At 66.7% G+C, this 21,459-nt stretch carries 22 protein-coding genes; 12 read left to right on the forward strand and 10 right to left on the reverse strand.

Going from position 1 to position 21,459, the window contains the following annotated elements; translation table 11 throughout:
* Nucleotides 1-36: 36 nt before the first annotated feature.
* Entirely contained in the window at nucleotides 37-300 is a 264-nt protein-coding gene (locus ACPXYO_RS14080) for a type II toxin-antitoxin system Phd/YefM family antitoxin (RefSeq protein WP_423921688.1), read from the forward strand.
* A 4-nt stretch (nucleotides 301-304) separates the two neighbouring features.
* Nucleotides 305-697 carry a type II toxin-antitoxin system VapC family toxin gene (locus ACPXYO_RS14085; RefSeq protein ID WP_423921691.1) on the forward strand — a complete coding sequence of 131 codons (393 nt, stop codon included), beginning with the start codon at nucleotides 305-307 and terminating at the stop codon, nucleotides 695-697.
* A 21-nt stretch (nucleotides 698-718) separates the two neighbouring features.
* Here ACPXYO_RS14085 and ACPXYO_RS14090 read toward each other — a convergent pair whose 3' ends face one another.
* Nucleotides 719-1,975, reverse strand: a complete 1,257-nt coding sequence (locus tag ACPXYO_RS14090; protein WP_423921693.1) for an acyl-CoA dehydrogenase family protein — start codon at nucleotides 1,973-1,975, stop codon at nucleotides 719-721.
* A 135-nt stretch (nucleotides 1,976-2,110) separates the two neighbouring features.
* Here ACPXYO_RS14090 and ACPXYO_RS14095 point away from each other — a divergent pair, with 135 nt between their 5' ends.
* Complete coding sequence (locus ACPXYO_RS14095) at nucleotides 2,111-2,659, forward strand: DsbA family oxidoreductase (RefSeq protein WP_423923868.1); 549 nt, start codon at nucleotides 2,111-2,113, stop codon at nucleotides 2,657-2,659.
* 42 nt (nucleotides 2,660-2,701) lie between these two features.
* Here ACPXYO_RS14095 and ACPXYO_RS14100 read toward each other — a convergent pair whose 3' ends face one another.
* The 5 genes from ACPXYO_RS14100 to ACPXYO_RS14120 form a co-directional block, all read right to left on the reverse strand.
* Complete coding sequence (locus ACPXYO_RS14100) at nucleotides 2,702-3,145, reverse strand: rhodanese-like domain-containing protein (protein ID WP_423921696.1); 444 nt, start codon at nucleotides 3,143-3,145, stop codon at nucleotides 2,702-2,704.
* A 51-nt stretch (nucleotides 3,146-3,196) separates the two neighbouring features.
* Entirely contained in the window at nucleotides 3,197-3,604 is a 408-nt protein-coding gene (locus tag ACPXYO_RS14105) for a VOC family protein (RefSeq protein ID WP_423921699.1), read from the reverse strand.
* 74 nt (nucleotides 3,605-3,678) lie between these two features.
* On the reverse strand, nucleotides 3,679-4,446 hold the full coding sequence (locus ACPXYO_RS14110) for a DUF169 domain-containing protein (RefSeq protein WP_419554880.1): 768 nt from the start codon (nucleotides 4,444-4,446) through the stop codon (nucleotides 3,679-3,681).
* A gap of 191 nt (nucleotides 4,447-4,637) precedes the next feature.
* A complete protein-coding gene (locus ACPXYO_RS14115; protein ID WP_423921702.1) occupies nucleotides 4,638-5,069 on the reverse strand; it encodes a TA system VapC family ribonuclease toxin in 432 nt (143 codons plus the stop codon).
* A gap of 6 nt (nucleotides 5,070-5,075) precedes the next feature.
* On the reverse strand, nucleotides 5,076-5,306 hold the full coding sequence (locus tag ACPXYO_RS14120; RefSeq protein ID WP_423921705.1) for a ribbon-helix-helix protein, CopG family: 231 nt from the start codon (nucleotides 5,304-5,306) through the stop codon (nucleotides 5,076-5,078).
* 182 nt (nucleotides 5,307-5,488) lie between these two features.
* On the opposite strand from ACPXYO_RS14120, the gene ACPXYO_RS14125 reads away from it, so the two are divergent.
* The 5 genes from ACPXYO_RS14125 to ACPXYO_RS14145 all read left to right on the forward strand — a co-directional run bounded on the left by ACPXYO_RS14125 (nucleotide 5,489) and on the right by ACPXYO_RS14145 (nucleotide 12,671).
* Nucleotides 5,489-6,271 (forward strand): enoyl-CoA hydratase/isomerase family protein, encoded by a 783-nt coding sequence (locus ACPXYO_RS14125; protein WP_423921708.1) that lies wholly within the window; start codon nucleotides 5,489-5,491, stop codon nucleotides 6,269-6,271.
* 69 nt (nucleotides 6,272-6,340) lie between these two features.
* Nucleotides 6,341-7,255 carry a TIGR01777 family oxidoreductase gene (locus ACPXYO_RS14130; RefSeq protein WP_423921711.1) on the forward strand — a complete coding sequence of 305 codons (915 nt, stop codon included), beginning with the start codon at nucleotides 6,341-6,343 and terminating at the stop codon, nucleotides 7,253-7,255.
* A 50-nt stretch (nucleotides 7,256-7,305) separates the two neighbouring features.
* Nucleotides 7,306-9,579 (forward strand): penicillin acylase family protein, encoded by a 2,274-nt coding sequence (locus ACPXYO_RS14135; protein WP_423921713.1) that lies wholly within the window; start codon nucleotides 7,306-7,308, stop codon nucleotides 9,577-9,579.
* Between the two features lie 48 nt (nucleotides 9,580-9,627).
* A complete protein-coding gene (locus ACPXYO_RS14140) occupies nucleotides 9,628-10,539 on the forward strand; it encodes an alpha/beta hydrolase fold domain-containing protein (RefSeq protein ID WP_423921716.1) in 912 nt (303 codons plus the stop codon).
* A 998-nt stretch (nucleotides 10,540-11,537) separates the two neighbouring features.
* Entirely contained in the window at nucleotides 11,538-12,671 is a 1,134-nt protein-coding gene (locus tag ACPXYO_RS14145; RefSeq protein ID WP_423921718.1) for an HNH endonuclease, read from the forward strand.
* Between the two features lie 25 nt (nucleotides 12,672-12,696).
* Here the strand turns inward: ACPXYO_RS14145 and ACPXYO_RS14150 are convergent, their stop codons facing one another.
* From ACPXYO_RS14150 to ACPXYO_RS14160, 3 genes are read right to left on the reverse strand one after another with little or no spacing between them, the layout of a single operon-like run.
* Entirely contained in the window at nucleotides 12,697-13,572 is an 876-nt protein-coding gene (locus ACPXYO_RS14150; RefSeq protein WP_423921721.1) for an alpha/beta fold hydrolase, read from the reverse strand.
* Complete coding sequence (locus ACPXYO_RS14155; protein WP_423921724.1) at nucleotides 13,569-14,852, reverse strand: LLM class flavin-dependent oxidoreductase; 1,284 nt, start codon at nucleotides 14,850-14,852, stop codon at nucleotides 13,569-13,571. Before ACPXYO_RS14155 ends, ACPXYO_RS14150 begins: the two co-directional genes overlap by 4 nt.
* Before the next feature lie 56 nt (nucleotides 14,853-14,908).
* The gene (locus tag ACPXYO_RS14160; RefSeq protein ID WP_423921727.1) at nucleotides 14,909-16,048 is read right to left on the reverse strand and encodes an acyl-CoA dehydrogenase family protein; all 1,140 of its coding nucleotides are present in this window, start codon (nucleotides 16,046-16,048) and stop codon (nucleotides 14,909-14,911) included.
* Nucleotides 16,049-16,097: 49 nt separating this feature from the next.
* Here ACPXYO_RS14160 and ACPXYO_RS14165 point away from each other — a divergent pair, with 49 nt between their 5' ends.
* On the forward strand, nucleotides 16,098-17,462 hold the full coding sequence (locus ACPXYO_RS14165) for a M20/M25/M40 family metallo-hydrolase (protein ID WP_420624077.1): 1,365 nt from the start codon (nucleotides 16,098-16,100) through the stop codon (nucleotides 17,460-17,462).
* A 39-nt stretch (nucleotides 17,463-17,501) separates the two neighbouring features.
* Here the strand turns inward: ACPXYO_RS14165 and ACPXYO_RS14170 are convergent, their stop codons facing one another.
* Nucleotides 17,502-18,233, reverse strand: a complete 732-nt coding sequence (locus tag ACPXYO_RS14170; RefSeq protein WP_423921730.1) for a hypothetical protein — start codon at nucleotides 18,231-18,233, stop codon at nucleotides 17,502-17,504.
* 108 nt (nucleotides 18,234-18,341) lie between these two features.
* On the opposite strand from ACPXYO_RS14170, the gene ACPXYO_RS14175 reads away from it, so the two are divergent.
* The 3 genes from ACPXYO_RS14175 to ACPXYO_RS14185 are packed head-to-tail and all read left to right on the forward strand — an operon-like array spanning nucleotide 18,342 to nucleotide 21,454.
* A complete protein-coding gene (locus tag ACPXYO_RS14175; RefSeq protein WP_423921733.1) occupies nucleotides 18,342-20,060 on the forward strand; it encodes an N-acyl-D-amino-acid deacylase family protein in 1,719 nt (572 codons plus the stop codon).
* A 57-nt stretch (nucleotides 20,061-20,117) separates the two neighbouring features.
* Entirely contained in the window at nucleotides 20,118-20,594 is a 477-nt protein-coding gene (locus ACPXYO_RS14180) for a peptidylprolyl isomerase (protein ID WP_423921736.1), read from the forward strand.
* A 38-nt stretch (nucleotides 20,595-20,632) separates the two neighbouring features.
* Entirely contained in the window at nucleotides 20,633-21,454 is an 822-nt protein-coding gene (locus ACPXYO_RS14185) for an enoyl-CoA hydratase (RefSeq protein ID WP_419553535.1), read from the forward strand.
* Nucleotides 21,455-21,459: the final 5 nt, after the last annotated feature.

A 21,459-nucleotide genomic window follows, 5' to 3' on the forward strand; every position in this document is an offset into this window, starting at 1 on the left:
ATCGCGCTCGCGACCTCATGTGCTACAATGTAGAACATGGCTGAGGTCGGCATCAGGGCGCTCAAGCAGAACGCGTCAGCGATCGTTGCGCGGGCAGCAGCAGGTGAGGAAATCACCGTGACAAGCCGTGGACGACCGGTGGCGAGGCTGACCGCAATCCGCCAGTCGCGACTCGAAGAGCTGATCGCCACTGGCCAAGCGCGCCCTGGCAAGGGAAACCTCGCCGACCTGCCCCCTCCGGAACCGGGGCACAGCCTCTCCGCCGAACTTGAGGCCATGCGGGCAGACGAACGGTACTGAGCATTTGGCCCACTACTTCGACGCTTCGGCTCTCGTCAAGCTCATCGTCGTCGAGCCGGAGTCAGCAGGCCTGAGAAAGTGGCTTGCTGATGCGCATCGCCCCGCCGTGTCGAGTGACTTGACGCTCACTGACGTGCTTCGGGCCGTTCGGCGCAGCGCTCCGGAGCGAGCTGGCATTGCGCGTCGCGTCTTGGAACCTGTCACTTTCTCGGCAGTCACACGGGAGATCTGCGAACGAGCGGCATTGCTCGCGCCTCCGCCGCTGCGCACCCTGGATGCGATTCACCTCGCGACGGCACTTGAGTTGGGCGACGATCTTGATGGATTGGTTACCTATGACGATCGGCTCGGGAGCGCAGCCCGAGACGCAGGCATTTCGACCGTTGCGCCGCGCTAGTTGCTGACGTTTCGCGCGGTGCTAGCCCTTGGCCCGCCCTGCGAAGCCAAACAACTTGCCGGCGACTTTGCGGATCTGGATCTCCTCTGAGCCTTCGGTGATCCGGTATCGGCGGTGGTGCCGGTAGATGTGCTCGAAGGGCATGTGACGGCTGTAGCCGTTGCCGCCGCAACTCTGCATCGCCCGGTCGGCGGCATCGCAGCAGAACCGGTTGCCCCGGTAGTTGCACATGGCGACACGGTCGGTGATTTCCATGTGGTCGACGCCTCGGTCCATCTCCCAGGCGGTCTTGTAGATGAGCGCCCGGATCATCTCGGCCTCGGTGTACAGCTCGGCCAACGGGAACTGGATAGCCTGGTTCTGCGCAAGCGGCTTGCCGAAGGTGGTCCGGTTCTTCACGTAGTTGACCGCCACGTCGATGCAGTGCAGGCCGGCACCTACCGACGACGCCGCCTGTCGGATGCGGTTCTCGTGCACGAACAACTGCGCCGTCTGCAGGCCGCGGCCCTCGTCGCCCAGGATGTCGTCGTTGTGCACCCGCACGTCAGTGAGCCGCACATGGGCGTGGTCGGTCGGCATGTTGAAGGTCCAGATGAATTCCTCCACCTTGAAGCCGGGGGAGTCCGTGGGGACGATCAAGCAGGTGATGCCATGGCCCTCGCCAGGGTTTCCTGAGGTGCGGGCGAAGATGTAGTCGTGGGTGGCGTGGTGCAGCCCGGTGTTCCAGTACTTCTCGCCGTTGATGACCCACTCGTCGCCGTCGCGCACGGCGGTGGTCTCCATCCAGGTGGCATCCGAGCCGTGCAATGGCTCAGTCAGGCCGAAGCCGATGCGGGCCTGGCCTTCGAGCATCTTGGGAATCCAGTACTCCTGCTGGGTGGGTGATCCATAGCGCTCCATCATCAGCACAGTCGGGAAGTTGCCGATGATCGAGCTCTCGTTCTGCAGGTCGTTGTGCAGCCCGAGGCCGCGCCGGGCCAGGTGCTCCCGGATGATCGCCATGCCAAGGTTTGTTCCGTCGCTGCCGCCGAAGCGCTTGGGCAGGTGCCAGCGCAGGAAGCCTGCCTTGTCGGCCTCCTTGCGCATACGACCCAGCAGGGCTTCCCATTCCGCGTTGGGCAATCCGTCGCGCTCCCAGTCGGTGCGTGAGTCCTCCCTGCGGTGGTCGAAGTACCGGATGTTGTCGTCTTCGTTCTCGATGGGCTTGATGACGTCCTCGATGAACGTGTCCAGGTTGTCGAGCAGCTGCGCGATGTCCGAGGGGATGGTGAAGTCCATGCGCGGCAACCTACCGGCCACCCGCGAACCCCGCCGGGCCGTGTGCGAGGATGAGGACTGGGGGTGAGCGCAATGTCGATGCCAACTTCGATGTCTGTGCTGGTGTGGTCGGACTACCTGTGACCGTGGTGCCATCTGGCCCGGGCCCGGGCGGTCCAACTGGCTGAGCGTCACAACCTCGAGATCACCTGGCTCGCCTACGAAATCCATCCCGAGGTGCCGGCGGAGGGCATCGAGCTCCGTTCAGGATTCGATCGGGTGGCGGCACTCGCCGAAGCCGAGGGCATCCGCTTCGTGTCTCCCAAGCGCCTGCGGAACAGCTCCAAGGCGCACCAGGCAGCGCTGGCAGTCGAGCACGCAGACCCCGACGCTGCCGAGCGTTACCACGATCGGCTCTACGCCGCCTACTGGGAAGACGAGTTGGACGTCACCGGCCCTGTGGTGCTGGTCACCTTGGCGGCAGACGTGGCCATCGACCCTGACGTGCTGCGGCGCGTCGTGGCCAACGACGAGCTGTTGCCTGCCCTGCGAGCGTCGATGGCCCGTGCGAACGAGTGGGGGATCAGCGCCACGCCCAGCTGGCTCTTCGATGGGCGCCTCGTCATTCCGGGAGCGCAGGACGACGACTTCATGGCCGACGTCATCAGGCGCCTGCGCGAGCGGCCCGCCCCCGGCACGAGCTGAGGTCGCCTCGCAGGTCGCCGCGGCGACCGAGACCCCGATTCGTCAGCCGTCGGACCCGGCGCCCGCCGTGGGCGGCGGGATTACCGGCAAACCGTGGGATTTCCAGCCAGCCATGCCCCCATCGAGGTCCGTGGCGTTGCCGAACCCCAGGTCATGCAGGCGAGCGGCGGCGAGGCTGGAGCTGTAACCCTCATTGCACACGATGACCAAGCGGTCGTCGAAGTCGGCTGCTGTGCCCTCGGCGAAACCTGATGCGCCGTCGATGCGCCACTCGAGCACCAAGGGGTCGATGGGCTCGGAGCCCTCGATGATGCCGTTGGCCTCGCGCTGGTCCCGCGATCGGATGTCAATGACGCGCAGCCGGCCGGTGCCGGCGGAAGCCCCAGCCTCCAGCAGCACGGCAAGCTCAGCGGGCGAGACCCGGTCCAGCCCGGCGCGCGCCTCCGCCAGCAGGTCGTGGACTGTCTTGCGCTGTGGTTCAGGCACAGTTCAACGCTCCCAACGCTCCCAACGTCGCCGTGCCCCGCAAGCTTAGGTTCAAGGGTTGTCGATGAACTCCACCCAGTTGCCGTCGGGATCCTCGACCATCCCGACCACCACGCCAGGCCGCGCTTCGAGCCGACGCCAGATGATGTTGGCTCCCGCCTCCTCGCAAGCGGTCATCACCTCTTCGAAGTTGCCGACGTTGAAGGTGAAGTAGCGCAGGCCGGTGGCGCCGGTGATGCCGCCCGTGGCACCGGCAGGCACGTCAGCGACGGGCACCACAAGTTTCAGCATGCTCTTATTCGCCCACAGTCGGTGCATCTGGGCGATGCCCACCTTCTCCATGTTCAGCGTCTGCTCGAACTCGAGCCCGATCACGTCGCGATAGAACGCGAGCATCTCGTCGCCGTTGCTGGTGACGATGCCGAGGTCGAAGCCTTCCTTGGTCGGTTGCAGTGCCACGTTGTCCCCTGTCTTTCTGCTGGTTTGGGGGGTGTAGTTGGCGGTTCTCTGGGGTACGGGCCGGTCTCGTGTCCTCAGTCGTAGCTGACGCCGAGGCCGGCACGAGCGTCGGTCTGGATGCCGTACGTCGGGATCGGGTAACGCAGCCCGTTGCGGGACAGCGCCTCCATGCCTTCGACCGCAACGACGAGATCTTCCGGTGTGAGAGCAATCAAGAGCTCGTCCTCCATCACGCCGCCGTAGCGCCGCTCGGCGAAGCAGGGAATCGACACGCTCGGCTCTCCCGTGTGCAGCGCCCTGCCCCACGAGTCAGCGCACGCCGACTCGCCGACGCAGCCCCATTCCATCTTCTTGTAGCCACGCCACTGCAGGCCGTTGATGAGGATGATCATCTGGGCAGGCGTGGCATAGATCATGCAGACGTCGGGCGGGTTGAGTCGCTTCGACGACAGCGGTGCGACCACCATCGCCTCATAGGTGCCATAGGGCACGCAGTCCATGGCGTGCTGGTGCTCGGAGGCATCCTCCAGCGTCTCGAACCACACGCCGGCCATGCGGTCGCCCGACAGCCATTTGTCGTCTTGGGGATGCAGCCCGATGACGGCGCCGCACTGGGCGCCCACGAGGTCGTCCATAGTCACGCCGACCGTCCAGTTGAGCCGGCAGGCCATGCCCACGATCTGGTCGGTGGTGTGGATGGCGTTCGGGCGGCGCACCCGCGGCACGGCCTCCATATCGGCCGTGGTCTCGAAGAGCTTCATGCCGATCGGAGTGGTGCGCAGCCGCAGCACAGCCTGCAGGCGTGCAAGCAAGTCGTCCCAGTCGATCGACTCGGTACGCACATGCGCTGCGGTTTCGGTCGTTGTGTCGGCTACGTCGGTCTGGGTCACGGCTGCCCCCTCAGGTATGGCTGGCCTGTTGTTCCCCGATTCTCAGGTCAGCCGGATTCGCTAGGTCACGCTAGTTCGGCGACCACGATCGTGAGCCGTCGGCTGCGCTGGCTCTGCGGCCGGCGCAGCCATGGCTCGCAGCGTCAAGCGTTGGTGATCGGGTTGATCCAGCTCAGTTCGGCAAATCTCGCGAAGTCGGAATCTGCTGAGACGATTGCCAAGCCATGTTCGATGCACAGTGCAGCGAGCGCAGCGTCGGGAATGAGGTTGGCGCTGAGGTGCAGCTCGCGCACGAGCCGCCCGAGGATGGCGCGATGCCCTTTGCCGGGCTCAGGAATCCATGCGCTCGGTGCGTCCAGCCAGGCTTCGACAAAGGCCCATGCCGCTGCGGGCGAGAGCGGATTGGGCACCGCTCGGGGGTTGGTGACGATCCTCAGAAACCCGGTCAGAGATTGCCACGGAAGCCCGACACGACGCGGTCCGTTCAGCGCCTCTTCGAGCCACGGTCTCGCTGCGGGGTGGAAGGGACTGTGCTCGTCGACTGCATAGAGCAGGACGTTGGCATCGACGAGCACCGGCAGCTACCTGGACTGGGGGCCTTCGAGCAGGTCGATGGCCTCGGCCACGTTGCTCACGTCGATGCGGATGCCGAGCGGGTGGGTCTTCTGGACGAAGGGCTCGCTCGCCGATTCAGCCGCTAACCCTCGGCGAACGAGATGGTTGACGGCCTCGGACACCCCCATGCCGGATTCTCGGCGCAATCGGTCAAGTGCTCGCGCCGCGTCCTCATCGAATTCGACGGTCGTGCGCATGCAAGAAAACTAACACGTAAGTGTGAGAAAATCAGCATGTACGTGTACAGGCCGGGGCACCACTCTGGGGGCCGACTCCGGATTCGGCGAGAGCAGCGGTACTAGCGTGGCGCGCCGGCTCACCGCTGGCGGGCCGGATCGGAGCGGGCGACTACCCGTCGATGCGAAGGAGCATTCGCGACATGGCAGAGGGATTGAGGGTCGAACGGGACGGGCGCGTCGGACTGGTGATCATGGATCGCCCGCCCCACAACTTCCTGAGCTACCGCCAAGTGCATGGCATCGCCGACGCGCTGGTCGAGCTGGAAGAAGACATGAGCATCGGCTGCGCGGTGCTGGCCGCCGAGGGTCGCTCGTTCTGCGCAGGTGCCGACCTGGGCGGCGAGGGCGTCGGCGGCGGTGCCAAGGAGAAAGTCGGCGGCAACGCCACACTGCAGCTGTACCAAGGCTCGGGGCGACTGTTCGACGTGACGCTGCCTATCGTGGGGGCGATCCACGGTCCCGCCATCGGAGGCGGTCTGGGACTGGCGATGGTGCCCGACATCCGCGTCACCTGCCCCGAGGCCCGGTTTTGCGCCAACTTTGCATCGCTCGGCATCCACCAGGGCTTCGGCATGAGCGTGACGATGCCGGCCCTGCTGGGCCCTGAACGCGCTGCCAAGGTGCTGCTGGGCGCCAAGCGGTACAAGGGCGATGAGGCAGTCGAGCTGGGTCTCGCCGACGAGTGCGTGCCTGCTGATCAGGTACGCGACCGCGCCATCGAAATCGCTGGTGAGATTGCTGCGAACGCCCCGCTGGCCGTACGGGCCATCAAGGCCACGCTGCGACTCGGCCTCGGCGACCGCGTCCGCGAGATCACGCAGCGCGAGGCCGCCGAGCAACTGCGCCTCTCGGGCAGCGAAGACGCCCGCGAAGGCATGGCGGCCGTCTCCGAGCGCCGCCCCGGCAACTTCCAGGGCCGCTAGAGCTCCCGACGGCGCCTCATCGCGCCTTGCGACCCAGCGGGGGTTGCCGGGCGCGACATAATGAGAGACATGCGAGTCGCGATCACGGGCATTCGTGGGCTGATCGGCGGAGCGCTTGCAGCGAGCCTGCGGGCTGACGGCCACGAGGTCGTCGGGGTGTCCCGAAGTCCCGGTCCAGCGCCCGTCGAAGGCAGCGAGAACGAAGCCGCCGGGCAAACGGTCGTCTGGAACGTGGCCGAAGAAACCATCGACGCGGCCGCGCTCGAAGGGCTCGACGCCATTGTCCACCTGGCGGGGGAGAGCATCGGCGGGCGGTGGACCGACAAACGCAAGGCCGCCATCATGTCGAGCCGCGTCGAGTCCACCAAGCTGCTGACAGACACCGTCGGCAAGCTCGATGCCAAGCCGTCGGTGTTCGTCTGCGGCTCTGCTGTCGGGTTCTACGGCAACCGGGACGACGAGGAGCTGACCGAGTGGTCGCTGCCCGGTAAGGGCTTCCTGGCCGAAGTCTGCAAGCGCTGGGAACGCGCCGCGGTGCCGATCGGTGACGCCGGGGTGCGACTCGTTCGCATTCGCACAGGTCTCGTCGTGGGGCGCGGAGCGCCGGCGATTGAACGCATGGCGCGCATCACCCGACTCGGTGCCGGAGGGCCGCTGGGCACCGGTCGCCAGTGGTGGAGCTGGATCAGCCTCGACGACGAGGTCCGCGCCATCCGGCATCTCATCGACAGCGACGTGAGCGGTGCATTCAACCTGACAGCACCCAACCCGGTCCGCCAGCAGGGCTTCCAGCGGGCGCTGAGCTCGGCCCTGCGCCGCCCTTCGTTCATGCCCGCGCCGCCGTTTGCCATCCGGGCTGCGCTGGGGGAGATGGGTCAAGCACTGCTGCTCGACTCGACCCGGGTGCTTCCCGACGCGCTCACCGCGGACGGATTTCGCTTCGAGCATCCCGAGCTGGCTGGTGCACTCGCGGAGGCGCTGTAGCCGCGACAAACAAGCTGTCGAGCCGACTCTGGCGTCCTAGCGTGGCTGCCATGACCCAAGGCAGTGGCTCGGACGGCGGTGTCTCAGCGGGCGTGCTTGGCGTGACGGTCCGTCGTGACAGGTGGGGCATCGCTCACGTCGAGGCCCCGACAGCCGATGGGGCATTCGCGGCACAGGGCTGGGTGGCGGCCGACGACCGGATCTGGCAGATGGAATGGGACCGGCGCCGGGCGATGGGGCGCTGGTCCGAGGTCGTCGGCATGGCCGGAGCGCGCGAGGACGCCTTCTTCCGCCGGCTCGGGCTCGCCGCGATCGCGCAATCCGACTACGCCGCGCTTGAATCCCGCACCCGAGCGATGTGCGAGGCCTACACCGAGGGCGTGAACCGCTGGCTCGTCGACCATGCAGATGCGCTTCCAGCCGAGTTCGAGCACCACCCAGCGCCGCCAGAGCCGTGGGAACCGTGGCATTGCGTAGCGGTGTACAAGCTGCGCCACATCTTCATGGGAACGCTGACCCGCAAGCTATGGCGGGGGCGGATCATGGCTCAGGCGGGCCCTGAGGCCGTGATCGCCACGGTGGGGGACATCGAGGCTGACTCGGCAATGGTTCCCGGCGACGGGCTTCGTCCCGATCTGCTTGAGGATGCAGCGAGGGTGCTCGACGCGAGCGCAGCCGAGATGGCGGCGCTTGCGACGGCCATGGATTCGGACGGGGCGTCCAATTCGTGGGCGCTCAGCGGCGAGCGCACTGCGAGCGGCAAGCCGCTGCTCGCCGGCGATCCGCACCGCGGCATCGAATTCCCGAACGTGTACCACCAGTGTCACCTGCGCTGCGACGAGTTTGATGCGATTGGCATGGGCTTCCCAGGCGTACCCGGCTTCCCGCACTTTGGGCACAACGCGGAGGTGGCCTGGGGCATCACGCATGGCATGTGCGACGACACCGATGTGTTCGTGGAGCGCTTTGCCGCAGGCTCCTCGCTGGGGGAGCCGTGGCGCACCGAGGAGCTCCACATCCGTGGCGAGGGCACCGTCGAGGTTCTCTGCGGTTCCACGCCCAGGGGGCCGGTGGTGCTCGGCGACCCCGCCGATGGCATCGCGCTGTCATTGCAGTGGACCGGCATGTTCGGCCCTGACACGACGCTGGATGCCCTGTGGCCGATGCTCGTTGCAGGCTCGACGGCTGAGCTGATCGAGGCCGTCCGGCTGTGGGTGCTGCCCGTCAACAACCTGCTGGCGGCCGACCGCTGTGGCGCGGTCGCTTTCAAGATCCGAGGTCGTGTCATCGAGCGCCCGCCGGCGAGCCGCTGGACGCCCGTACCCGGCACCGACGAGTTCGCGTGGGACGGCCTGGCACCGGTGCCATTTGAGGACCTGCCGCAGTGGATCGATCCTGAGCGGGGCTACCTGGTGACCGCCAACAACCGGACGGCCGATGGCAGCCCGTACATCTCGCTGGACTTCGCCGGCCCGAGCCGGCACGACCGCATCTGCGAACTGCTGGCGCCCATGACCGGCGCCACCGTCGCTGACATGAGCGCCATCCACGCCGATGTGACGTCGCTTGTGGCCCCTAAAGTGCTCGGCCTGATCACCGAGTACGCGGTCGAGTGCGGCCACGAGCTCTCACACACGCTGCTCGACATGCTGGCCGAGTGGGATCAGCGCGTGACTGCTGACTCGGCTCCCGCAACCATCTATGCGGTCGTCAAGCGCCGGCTGATCGAAGCCATCGCCGAGCGGCTCGGCATCGCCGGGGCCGAGCTGGGTGCCGGCGGGTGGCCTCCTGCCGCCGAGGCCAGTCGCATGGCCGCGGGCGCCGCGATTCGCATGCTCTGCGAGCGGAACCTCGACGTGGTGCCCGGGCTCGACAACCCCATCTCGTTGCGGATGGCGTTCAGCGCTTGTGTGGACGAGACCGCCGCCGAGTTGGAGCAGCGGCTCGGCGACGACCCGCAGTCGTGGACATGGGAACGGGTTCACCGCATGGCCTCGCCGCACCCGCTCGCATCAGCACTCGCTGCTGCGCGGGATCTGCACCCGCCGATCGACGGCTGTGCGGGTGACGGCGACACCGTGCGTCAGGGCGGGACGGCACCCGAGACAGGGGAGCGGGCCATTCATGGCTCGGTCGCACGGTATGCATTCGATCTCGATGACTGGGACAACTCTGGTTGGGTGGTCCCCCATGGCGTGTCGGGCGTGCGCGGCAGCGGCCACGACCTCGACCAGCGCCAAGCGTGGTTGGACTGCGAGCTCGTCCCGATGTCCTACAGCCCTGCAGCAGTGGCCTCAGCCACCGTGCATGAGCACGAGATCTAGCCCGGCGTTGCCGCACCGACGCGGTGCCCGGACCGTCGTGGGTTCGCCGTGAGTGTGGACCCAGCCATCGCGCCCTTCCTCCGCCAGCACCAGCTGTCACCTGAAGCGGCTGCGTATCAGGCCCGACGCGCGCCTTCAGTGCCGATCCAGATGCCCGATCTGTCTGACCATGCCGAGGTGGCCCGCTGGCGCGGCGAGACCAACGCGCTGTGGGGCGAAGAAGACGATCCGCAGGTAACGCACGGCCATGAGGTGATCGGCGGCGTGGAGTGCCTGGTTGCCGGCCCGCCGCCCGATGCCAGCGTTCCTACCGTGGTCTACGCACATGGCGGCGGCTACGTCTTGGGCAGCGCTGCGGTGGCCATCCCGATTACGGCACGCCTGGCCCGCACTGCGCATCTTGTCTCGGTGGACTACCGCCAACCACCCGAGCACGCGTTCCCCGCTGCACTCGACGACGTGCTGGCGGTGTACCGGGCGCTGGCGGCTAGCGGGACCTTATTGGCGCTCGCGGGCGACTCGGCGGGTGGGACACTCGCCCTCAGCGCTGCGATTATCGCAGCGGCCGAGAGCGTGCCGCCCATTGCGATCGTCCTGTTCAGCCCGCTGCTGGATCATGTTGCCGGGCCCGGTCGACCGTCCTCCGGCGACGACGAACGCAGCCTCATCGACTGCTACACCGGCGATGCCGACCCTGCCGACCCCCGCCTCTCGCCGCTGCGCGCCCAGCTCCGCGGGCTGCCACGTGTGCTCATCCAAGCGGCGGCCGATGAGCCACTCGCGTCACAAGCCCGCGAGTTCCAGCGCCGGGCCACGTCGGCCGGTGTCGACGCCACCCTCGACCTCTGGGAAGGCATGTGGCACACCTGGCACTACCACGCGCTGCCAGAGGCCGACCAGGCGCTTGCCGAGGCCGCCGAGTTCATTCACACAGCCGTCGGCCAGCCGGGAACGACGTAATGGCATCACAACTTTCTTACGGTTCTCGCTCGCTCTCCAGCAGGTCGCAGCACCGTCTGCTCTCGCTTCGCGCACACGAGCGTCGCATGCGGAGCATCCTGCGAACGATCAGCGCTCAGGTTTAGACGTCCCGATTCGCCAAGTCGCCCAGCATTCGATCCGACCTGCCCGGCCGCGGCAGCTACACCACCCCCGCCGAACACGAAACCGCCTACTACCGTCAAACCGTCACAGCCACCCCGGCCGTGACTCAACAACCCGAGTCTCTACTGAACCCGGGGTGATTCAGGCAGCTTCAGCCCACGCGGCGATTCGCGCTCGATCAGCGCCTTCGGGATGGGTAGAGGATGTTTGTGGTCCGGATGCCAAGTCCTTGCTCCTCACATCCCCAACTTCCCACGCTGTGTCTCTCATGGTCGTCCCGTTTTGTCGTTCGTCCTCGCTGGCTGTCGAGATGCCTACGACTCGGCGAAAGGGCTGATGACTGTCGCTCCGGTCGGCTCGACGTGGCGGGTGTCGGTGTCGGCAGCGCTGGGCGGCGTCGTCCCGGCTGGCGATCCGGCGAGAGTGTTCGATACTGAAAAGCCGTGATAATAATTGTCATATATCTGTAAAGAACAGATTAATATGAAAACGCTTGTTTGTGGCAGCGGCACGCTAGAGTGAACACATGTTCTCTCATGTGGAGCAAGCGCTGGAGCACCTCAACACAGCGCTCGACGGCATCGACACAGCGCCGTGCGACCTGCTGCGACGTACCCTGCGTCTCTCCAAGCAGTTGCGCAGCCGTGTGGAGCTCCTCGAGACCAGAACCGCTGCGCTTGTTGCGCAACAGGAACGCCACGGCGACGGCGGCGCTGGGCTGCTGCGTGAGCACAGCGGCCTGTCCCGCTCGGACGCTGCGCGCAACGTGCGCACCGACACCGAGCTGGCTTCGATTCCTGATGCGCAGGCCGCGGTCACAGACGGGCACATCAGCCTCGCAAACGCCGCCAAACTTGCGCAGGCAGCGCGCAAGACCAGGCCCCGACGCGGTCCAGGACGACCCCGAATTGATCGGGCTCGCCAAGACGCTGCCTGCCGACGAATTCGCTTCGGCTGCTCAGCGCTGGACAGCCCGCAACCAAGACACTGCGGATCTGGCGGCGCAGCATCGCCGCAATCGACGCAATCGCAACGTGCGCTTCTGGAACGGCGACGACGGCTCGGTGCAGATGCGCGGCAGCTTCGACGCCGAGATGGGCGCACGCATCCAAGAGCGGCTGCGACGCCAAGCCGAGCAGATCCGCCAAGCAGACCGCCGCCGCCAAGACTCGCCCCAAACTCCCAGCGAAGGCACCGCCGACGCCTCCGATGCCGCTGTTCGCACCCGAGATCAGCGCATGGCCGACGCGCTCGACACGCTCCTGGCCAACAGCACAACAGCCGGCACGGACACGGCCGGCATGAACACAGCTGGCACGGACACAGTTGCGCCGGCCCATAACGGACGCAAGACGGTCGCTGCGGAGATCATCGTGCGCGCCGACTTGCCGGCACTAGCGGGTGAACCCGGCAGTGTCGCCGACATCTGCGGCACCGGCCCCATCCCGCCCAGCACCCTCGCACGACTCGCGTGCAACTCCGACGTGTGGCTGGAGATCTTCGGCGACAAGCTCACCCCGCTGTACGAGACCGTCGCGCACCGGGCGCCCACCTCAGCGCAGCGCCGCGCCCTGATCGCACGCGACGGCGCATGCATCGGCTGCGGCACAGCGCCGGGCGAATGCGAAGCACACCACGTCATCCCCTGGAAATGCGGCGGCAAGACCCGCGTCGACAATCTCGTGCTGGTGTGCTGGTCCTGCCACGACCGCATCCATGACCACAACTGGCAGGTCATCGTCCGGGACGGTCGTTTCCGGCTCATCCCTCCCGATCCGTCACGGCCACCGAACCCCGCTCCCTCACGCAAACCCAAGCGCCGCGCGCCGCACAAGCCACAGCCCGCGGTCATGTCACACGAGCCACCGCCTTCAATCGCGCCGCACCAGCTACCACTGCCGGTCACGCCGCAGATGCCACCGCCTCCAACCGCGCGGCACCAGCCACTGTCCGCTGCCACGCCGAAGCCGACGCAACCCGCTGCCTGAGTACAGCGGTGGGGAAGCGAACGCTTTAGCTGGCCAAGTGCTTTGTGACAGCCGCCACGACTGCGGCCGGCTGCTCGTAGGGGAGCATGTGTCCGGCACCGTCAACGAGCTCGACGCTTGCGTCGGGCAGCGCCGACTGCCACGCGTCGGCGTACGGCGACGGGATCAGCCGGTCCAGACGTCCCCACACCAGCAAGGTCGGGACCGTCACCCGGTAGGCCCGTTCTGAAAACCTGCGGTTGGGAATGGGGAACAGGATCTTGCCGGCCATGCCCTGCTGGCGGGCCCGGGCCACCATGAACCGGGTCAGCGTCTCGTTGTCGGAGAAGTCGGCGCCGCCGGTCAGCACTTCCTCGCCGACATTGGGGTCGGCGAAGAGCACTTCGGCGAGTTGGTAGGGGAGCATCGCGAAGATGTCGGGGATCGGGTGATCGCCCAGCCACATCCCCGCGGGGCACAGCAAGGCCATGCGCCCCATCGACTGCGGAGCCAGCGCTGCCATTTCTGCAGCGATCATGCCGCCCATCGAGTGGCCCATCAGGTGCAGGCCGCCGGCTCCGCCCCTCGAGAGCAGACCCATCTCGGTGGCCACGTCCCAGCCGTGCAGGGCGAAGTCCAGCATGTCGGACAGGCGGTCCTCGTCGCCGTGCTCGCTCCACGCGGGCCACACCGGCGCCACCACCCGCAGACCAGCTGCGGCCAGACCGTCGAGCACCGGTTCGGTCGGCAGCCAGCCCCCCGCGCCGTGCAGCGCCAGCACGGTCGCCGCCGCAGACGTGCTTCCGTTCGCAGCGTCGTCACCGGCCGGTTCGTAGATGCGCACTGGTGCGGTCACCGAACGCCGTGTCGTCACCACGACCTCGTCAAAGGTCGACGCAGTTGCTGTCACGGTGGTGCTCATGCCACGGGGCCGTTGGGCATCTCGGGGTAGCGCCGGGCGTCGGCCATGGTGTCCTCGGGACGGACCCGCTCGGCCATGGGCTTGCACCACCAGTCCTCGGCATCGGCGAACTCGTCGCCCCAGATGTCCCGCAGCCCACCCATCACCTTCTCGGCGAACAGCTGGCTCGAGTAGCGGGTCTTCCAGTCCGGCATGTTCCCCATGTGCAGCAGGCAGAACACCGTGCCGACACGCAGCCGCTTGATCATGTCCTCCATGCGCTCGCGAACCGTGTCGGGCGAGCCTGCAATCACGTAGCCACCCTCGACCAGGTCCTTCCAGGTCAGCCGCTTGAACAGTGCCTGGTTTTCCTTGCGGAATTGGTCGAGCTTGCCGGCCTGGATGGTCTTGACCGTCCGGTAGCCGGGCGGGTCGGCAAAGCCCGGGAACACGTGCAGGCAGCGGTTGAAGAAATACAGCATGTGCTCGCTGTAGAGCTCCTCCGCCTCGGCGTCGGTGGCCGCGGTGCAGACGATCTGGGCGAAGCCCGCCCGGCCCGGCGAGGAACTCTTGTCCATCTCGGCGACCCGGTTCCAGTAGCCGTCCATCAGGGTCTGGCCCGCCAGGTAGCCGTTGAAACTCAGGTACGAGTAGTTGTATTCGTGCTCGAGGCAGAAGTCCCACGTCTCGATCGAGCCGCCGCCTGGGATGTAGATCGGCGGGTGCGGCTTCTGGATCGGTTTCGGCCAGCAGTTCACGTAGCGCAGCTGGTTGTACTTGCCGTCGAACGCGAAGACGTCAGGGTTGGTCCACGCCTCCATGATCAGGTCGTGGGCTTCGTAGTACTTCTCGCGGGTCAGCGCAGGGATCTGCCCGTACGTGAAGTTGGTGTCCATCGGGGTGCCGACGGGGAAGCCGGCAACGAGCCGGCCGCCGCTCAGGCAGTCGAGCATTGCGAACTCTTCGGCGACACGGTGCGCCGGGTTGTACAGCGCGATGGAGTTGCCGATCACGCAGATGGCGGCCTGCGACGTCCGTCGGGCCAAGCCTGCAGCGATGATGTTGGGGCTCGGCATGATGCCGTAGGCGTTCTGGTGATGCTCGTTGACGCCGATGCCGTCGAAGCCGAGCTCGTCGGCGAACTCGAGCTGGTCCATGTACTCGTGATAGACGCCGTTGGCCCGCTCAGGATCGAACAGCGACCCGTCGATGTCCACCCACACAGACCGGTGCTCGGTCTTGAAGTCGTCGGGCAGGTCGGGCCAGGGCATCAGGTTGAACCAGCAGAACTTCACGGTCATGTGGGGTTACCTCCGTTCGCGGCGATAGCTCACCGCGCTGGCACAATTCGCAAACGTTACGGGGAAGGTTCGCGCGGCAGGCCGAGCACCCGCTCACCGATGATGTTCCGCTGGATCTCGCTGGTGCCACCCGCGATGCGCATCCCCGGCGCGTACAAGAATGCTTCGGTCTCGGTCCCAGCGAGCATGGCGTCGGCACCGCGCAGGCCAGCACCTATCTCCACTTCGTCGTAGCCGAGTTCGCTGTTCGCCAGCTTTGCCACTGGAGCCATGCGCGGATCAGCGCCGTGCAGTTCCATGAGCGCGGCCAAGGCGCTCCCGCGGGCGAGCAGATCGGCAAGCGACTGCCTCCCCAGTGGTCCGGTGTCGCCAGCAGCTTCGATCATCTTCGAGAGGCGCTTGCGGAGGCTGATGACACCCGAGGCGCCCGCACCGCCCCGCTCGTCTTCGAGCACCGCCATCGCGACGCCCCAGCCGCCGCCGCGTTCGCCGAGCAATGCGTCGGCTGGCATCGAGACCTCGTCGAAGAAGACCTCGCAGAACTCGCGGTCACCGGTCATCTGCTGGATCGGTCGCACCTCGACGCCGGGCAATTTCATGTCGAGCAGGAAGAAGCTGATGCCGCGGTGCTTGGGGGCATCTGGCTCAGTGCGCGCCATCAGGATGCCGTACTCGGCGAATTGCGCGTTCGAAGACCACACCTTCTGCCCATTCAGCACGAACCGGTTGCCGTCGGGCACAGCGGAGGTCCCGAGCCCGCCCAGGTCAGACCCAGCGCCGGGCTCGCTGAACAGCTGGCACCACAGCATCTCGCCGGTCAAGGTGGGACGCAGGAACTGCTCGCGTTGGCGGTCGGTACCGGTGCGCATGATGGCCTCGCCGGCCAGCACGATTCCTTGCAGATTCAGGTACGGCGCGACGGCCGCACGCTCGCATTCCTCCATCCATACGCCGGTGTGGTCTCGGCCCAGCCCGCGGCCGCCACAGGCAGTGGGCCAATGCAGCCCGGCCCAGCCGCTGTCATAGCAATACCTCTGCCAGCGGCGTGCGCGTTCGTGCAGCGCTGGCACGAGGATTGCTCCGTAGGCAGGGCAGGCTTCACCGGCGTCAACGGCCTCGCTCAGGAACTGCACGGCCTCAGCGCGGAACGCGTCGAGACTCGTCTCGGTCCCCATTTCCTCAGATCCGGTCTCCATTGACGTCACGGTAGCCGTGAGGTGCCACCGCGGTCCTAACATCGCCCCCATGGGTGACCTGAGCCACACTGACCCCGCATTGACGAACCAGACGGTTGATCTGCTCCAGCAGATGATCCGCAACGCTTGCGTCAACGACGGCACCGTCGCTTCCGGTTCCGAAGTGCGCAACAGCGACCTCTTGCAGACCTACCTCGAAGGCCCGGGTGTCCAGGTCGAGCGCTTCGAGTCGGAGCCGGGGCGTCGCTCGATGGTCGCTCGCATCGAGGGCACCGACCCGGCAGCACCGAAGCTCTGCCTGATGGGACACACCGACGTGGTGCCCGTCAACCCCGAAGGCTGGAGCCGGGATCCCTTCGCTGGCGAACTGGTGGACGGCGAAGTGTGGGGACGTGGAGCCGTCGACATGCTGAATCTCACCTCCTCGATGGCGGTGGCCTTCCGCCACATTGCCGAGAGCGGCTTCCGTCCGAAGGGCGACCTGATCTACTTCGGCGTGGCCGACGAGGAGGCCGGCGGCACCTACGGCGCAAAGTGGATGGCCGAGCACCACTGGGATGCCATCGCCTGCGACTACGTGCTCACCGAGTTCGGCGGCATGCCCACCCACACGCCTCAGGGCACCAAGCTCACGCTCGCGGCAGGCGAGAAGGGCCTGGGATGGCGACGGCTGACGGTACGCGGCACGCCGGGGCACGGCTCGATGCCCCTCGGCACCGACAATGCGCTGCTCAAGGCAGCCGAGATTATCCGCCGCATCGCGGAGTACCGGCCGGCGCCGCGTCTCACCGAGATGTGGCAGCACCATGTCTCGACGCTGACCGTCGACGACGAGACTCGAGAGGCACTGGGTGACCCGGCCCGTGTCTACGACGCCGTTGCCGGAATGTCGTCCCCGGGGCTGGCGCGCCACCTGCATGCATGCAGCCATACGACGTTCAGCCCCAACGTCGTGGCCGGCGGCAACAAGACGAACATCATCCCCGACCGGGTCGAAATGGAGATCGACATCCGCACGGCTCCGGGCGATCCCACCTCGGTCGACGAGCACCTGCGGGCGGCGCTCGGCGATCTGTTCGACGAAGTCGAGATCGAGCACCTGCACGACGATCCAGCAAGTTTCTCGCCGACGAACACGCCCATGTGGCAGTTGCTCGGCGAGCTGATGGCCAAGGCACATCCGGGTGCGCCCCTCATCCCCTCATTGATTGTCGGTGCGACCGATGCCCGTTTCTTCCGTCACAAGGGCGCCGTGGCATATGGGGCGGGCTTGTTCAGCGACCGTGTGAACTCCAACGACTTCATGCTCCGCTTCCATGGCAACGACGAGCGCGTCGACATCGACTCGCTGGCGCTCACGACGCAGCTGTGGATCGACGTCGTCAAGAACCTGGGTGACGCCGTCGCCAGTTGAGACGAGCCGCTGGCTCGGGTTGCTGGAGCGCAGGTGCGCTCAGCCGGTGCAGGCCACCCGGGGCTCGATGTGCGGCAGGCGCCCAGCTCGCAGGGAGATGACCGCGCCTTCCTCGTTGACCTCCCACACGACTCGCTTGTCGACGTCGGGAGCGTCGACCGGCACGTACTGGATCGCCGAGAGCCCGGGCCCGTCTTCGATCCGGTCGCCGAAGGCTTCGACGATCTCGCTCCGGGTGGAGCCGATGCCGTAGCCCGAGATGGTCGTGATCGGTCCGGACCCGATGTCGACCCGCACGATCTCGGAGTTGACGGCAAGGAACCGGACACCCTCGGGACCGTTCTGGACGGTGTAGTAGCGACAGGCATCGCTGCCGCCCGGCACTGCAATCATCAGCGCGCCGGCGGCTTCACGGGCGTCTTCGAGGCTGTGACCGATCTGCACCGGTCCAAGACCAGCCGTCGAGAGCTTCGACTCGGCGGTCACGCTGGGACCTGACGGTTCCTCTTCGGCCATGCCGTCACCAGCACCTGTGGTGGTCGGCGTGGCCGTGACGATCGTGGGGGTATCGGACCCGGTTTCGGACATAGACCCGTCGTCAGCGGCCGTAGTCGTGGTCGCATCGGTGCTGTCGTCGCTGAGCAAACCGCAGGCGCTGACCAGCAGCGCAGCAGCCAGGGCTGCGGCGAGCGCACGCCGGCGAACGGTGTTGCCTCCGAAGCGGGAGTCGAGTTGGTGCACGGCAGTCGCCCTTCGCAGAGGATTCGGCATCTAGTCGAGAGTACCGAAGCCAAGACAGGGGCGCGGAGACACCGGCGGGCCGGAAGGGGCGGGCGTAAGCTCAACGACCGGAAACCGGTACGAGCAGGGGAGCGCGCGATGTCGCACGACACAGTCATTCGCGGCGGCTTGGTGGTGGACGGGACTGGCGCCGACGCCCAGGTTGCCGACGTTGCCATCGACGGCGAACGGATCACAGCGGTCGGTGAGGTGCCCGATTCCGGGCGCACCGAGATCGATGCTGCCGGCAAGGTCGTCACGCCCGGATTCGTGGACATTCACACTCACCTCGACGCCCAGCTGGCGTGGGACCCCATTGGCTCGAGCTCGTGCTGGCACGGCGTTACCTCGGTGGTGATGGGCAATTGCGGGGTCACGTTCGCTCCGGTGAAGACCTCCGACATCGAATACATCGCCGAGGTCATGGAGTCGGTCGAGGACATCCCGAAGCAGTCGATCATGCAGGGTTTGCCCTGGGACTGGCGCTCTTACGGCGAGTACCTCTCCTTCCTGGACGGCATCGGAAAGGGCATCAATGTGGGCGGCATGGTCGGTCACGTCGCGGTTCGCTGGCACACGATGGGCCCTGACAGCCTCGAAGAGCGCCCCGCTTCGGCGTCGCAGGTCGCCGCGATGTGCGAGCTGGTGGACGAGGCGATGGGCTCGGGCGCCCTGGGGTTCTCGACGTCGCGCACGTTGCTGCATCGCACGCCCGACGGTCGTCCGATCCCGGGCACGTTCGCTGACGACAACGAGTTGTACGCGTTCGGCGATGTCTTGGGCCGCCACGGCCGGGGCGTGTTCGAATCAGCTCCCCGCTTCGAGGCCGCCGGCCCGGACTTTGCCGGCGGTCGCCATGAGATCGAGGTGCTCGGCGAGATCACCCGGCGCAGCGGTCAGCCGTGCACCTTCGGCCTGGTGTACTCCGCCCGCAAGCCCGAGATGAGCGATCTGGTGCTCGGCTACGTCGCCGAGCAGAACGCGGCGGGCGCGAACCTGCGGCCGCAGACCACCTGCCGCGCCATCGGCGTCGTCTTGGGAATCCAGCACCGCACGCCGTGGGACCGCGCCGGTGACACCTGGCGTTCGTTGCGCCACCTCAGCGTCGCCGAGCGACTCGCGGCAATCCGTGACCCCGCCACGCGTGCAGCACTGGTTGCCGAGGCAAACTCGTCGGACGAGAACTCCACCGGTATGGCGAACTCGCTGGTGGACCTGAGCCGCCTCTACCTGCTCGATGCCGTCAATCCGAACTACCGGATCGGACCCGATGACACGCTCGACGCTCAGGCTGGGGCCGCAGGGGTGTCCCCGGTGGAGTTGTTCCTGGATGCGACGGATCGCTCCGACGGCACTGTGATGCTGAGCCTGCCGGTGCTGAACCAGGACTTCGACGCGATCGAACGGCTGCTGAGCCACCCCTCCATCGTCATGGGTCTCGCGGATGCGGGAGCCCATGTCGGTCAGATCATGGACTCCAGCCAGCCCACGTTCTTCCTGAGCCACTGGGTGCGCGACAACGGGTTCTTTTCCCTTCCCGAAGGAGTGCGCCGGATCACCTCGGACACTGCGGACCTGTTCGGGCTGGCCGACCGGGGTCGGCTCGAATCCGGCCGGTTCGCCGACGTCAACATCATCGACCTCGATCGGCTGTCGTTGTCAGGACCCCAGTACGTCTACGACTTCCCGGGCGGTGCGGGTCGGTACATCCAGCGCGGAGCCGGCTATGAGGCCACACTCGTGAACGGCCAGATGTTCATGCGCGACGGCGAGCACACCGGTGCGCTCGCCGGACGCACGCTCCGCTCCACCGACTGACGGCAAGCGCTCGGGCCTCGAGGCTTGCCGGGCGCGCTTGGATAACGTCGCAGCCTCATGGCCTCTGCACCTCCAATGAACATCAACACCGATGCGATCTGGCGTGTCACCCTTGACACGTCCAAGGGTCGCATCGTCATGGATCTCGACCCGCAGCTGGCGCCGGCCACGGTGAATAACTTCGTCAACCTGGCGCAGGACGGCTACTACACCGGGCTGACGTTCCATCGCGTCGTTCCGGACTTCGTCATCCAGGGCGGCTGCCCCGAGGGGTCCGGGCGCGGGGGCCCGGGATACCGCTTCGCCGACGAACCGGTGAAGGGCGACTACACGCTGGGTGCGGTGGCAATGGCCAACGCCGGTCCTGACACGAACGGCAGCCAGTTCTTCATCTGCATCGACGACTGCCGCGCCAAGCTGCAGCCCGCCTACAACCTGTTCGGCTATGTGACCGAGGGCATGGACGTTGCGCTGGGCATCGCCGTGGGCGACACGATGGACACCGTGACGGTGGAGGCACTGCCTCGCTCGTGAGTAGCGTGGCCGCAGCGGCGTCTGCGAGGAGGATTCAGATGAGCGGCAACCAAACGAATGACACAGTGCTGTACGAGGTTGACGACGGCGTGGCAATCGTCACGCTGAACCGTCCCGAACGCCTGAATGCCTGGACGGGTGAGCTAGGCACCGGCTACTTCGACGCTCTGGACCGGGCGGCAGCCGATTCCGATGTGCGCGCAGTCGTGGTCACGGGCGCAGGCCGAGGTTTCTGCGCCGGGGCCGACATGGACAGCCTGCAGGGAATCAGCAGCGGCCAAGGAGAAGGCACCGGCGGTGGGGACGCTCCGCGCTTGCGTGCCGAGCGTCACGACTATGCCCTGACTATTCCCAAGCCGGTTGTGGCGGCGATCAATGGAGCATGCGCTGGGCTGGGCTTCGTCCACGCCATGATGTGCGATGTTCGCTTCGCCGCCGAGGGAGCCAAGTTCACCAGTGCGTTCGCCCGTCGAGGCCTCATTGCCGAGCACGGTGTGGCGTGGATGCTGCCGCGGGTGGTCGGTCCGTCCCATGCGTTGGACATCCTCATGTCCGGTCGGGTCTTCCTTGCCCCCGAAGCCAAGGAGATGGGCGTTGTCAGCAAGGTGGTGCCTGCGGCGGACCTGTTGTCAACGGCTGTCAGCTATGCCCGCGATCTCGGTCGTTACAGCGCGCCGTGGTCGATGGCGCAGATCAAGCGTCAGGTGTGGGGCCAGCTTGACCAGGCAAGTAACGAGGCGCTCGAGGAGTCGAACGCCCTCATGCGCGAATCGCTCCGACGCACCGACTTCAAGGAAGGCGTCCAGAGCTTCGTCGAGCAGCGCGATCCGAACTTCGAGCCAGTCGTCGCCGACAGCTAGGCGAA

The organism is Candidatus Poriferisodalis sp., from assembly GCF_965237655.1.
In the GTDB taxonomy this organism is placed as follows: domain Bacteria; phylum Actinomycetota; class Acidimicrobiia; order Acidimicrobiales; family Poriferisodalaceae; genus Poriferisodalis.

Excerpts from the sequence above, each read along its gene's own strand:
- ACPXYO_RS14120 (WP_423921705.1), bottom strand. The coding sequence starts at position 5,306 with ATGCGCACGACCGTCGAATTCGATGAGGACGCGGCGCGAGCACTTGAC.
- ACPXYO_RS14150 (WP_423921721.1), bottom strand. The coding sequence starts at position 13,572 with ATGAGCACCACCGTGACAGCAACTGCGTCGACCTTTGACGAGGTCGTG.
- ACPXYO_RS14175 (WP_423921733.1), top strand. The coding sequence starts at position 18,342 with ATGTCGCACGACACAGTCATTCGCGGCGGCTTGGTGGTGGACGGGACT.
- ACPXYO_RS14165 (WP_420624077.1), top strand. The coding sequence starts at position 16,098 with ATGGGTGACCTGAGCCACACTGACCCCGCATTGACGAACCAGACGGTT.
- ACPXYO_RS14160 (WP_423921727.1), bottom strand. The coding sequence starts at position 16,048 with ATGGAGACCGGATCTGAGGAAATGGGGACCGAGACGAGTCTCGACGCG.
- ACPXYO_RS14090 (WP_423921693.1), bottom strand. The coding sequence starts at position 1,975 with ATGGACTTCACCATCCCCTCGGACATCGCGCAGCTGCTCGACAACCTG.
- ACPXYO_RS14170 (WP_423921730.1), bottom strand. The coding sequence starts at position 18,233 with ATGCCGAATCCTCTGCGAAGGGCGACTGCCGTGCACCAACTCGACTCC.
- ACPXYO_RS14130 (WP_423921711.1), top strand. The coding sequence starts at position 6,341 with ATGCGAGTCGCGATCACGGGCATTCGTGGGCTGATCGGCGGAGCGCTT.
- ACPXYO_RS14180 (WP_423921736.1), top strand. The coding sequence starts at position 20,118 with ATGGCCTCTGCACCTCCAATGAACATCAACACCGATGCGATCTGGCGT.
- ACPXYO_RS14135 (WP_423921713.1), top strand. The coding sequence starts at position 7,306 with ATGACCCAAGGCAGTGGCTCGGACGGCGGTGTCTCAGCGGGCGTGCTT.
- ACPXYO_RS14185 (WP_419553535.1), top strand. The coding sequence starts at position 20,633 with ATGAGCGGCAACCAAACGAATGACACAGTGCTGTACGAGGTTGACGAC.
- ACPXYO_RS14125 (WP_423921708.1), top strand. The coding sequence starts at position 5,489 with ATGGCAGAGGGATTGAGGGTCGAACGGGACGGGCGCGTCGGACTGGTG.
- ACPXYO_RS14080 (WP_423921688.1), top strand. The coding sequence starts at position 37 with ATGGCTGAGGTCGGCATCAGGGCGCTCAAGCAGAACGCGTCAGCGATC.
- ACPXYO_RS14155 (WP_423921724.1), bottom strand. The coding sequence starts at position 14,852 with ATGACCGTGAAGTTCTGCTGGTTCAACCTGATGCCCTGGCCCGACCTG.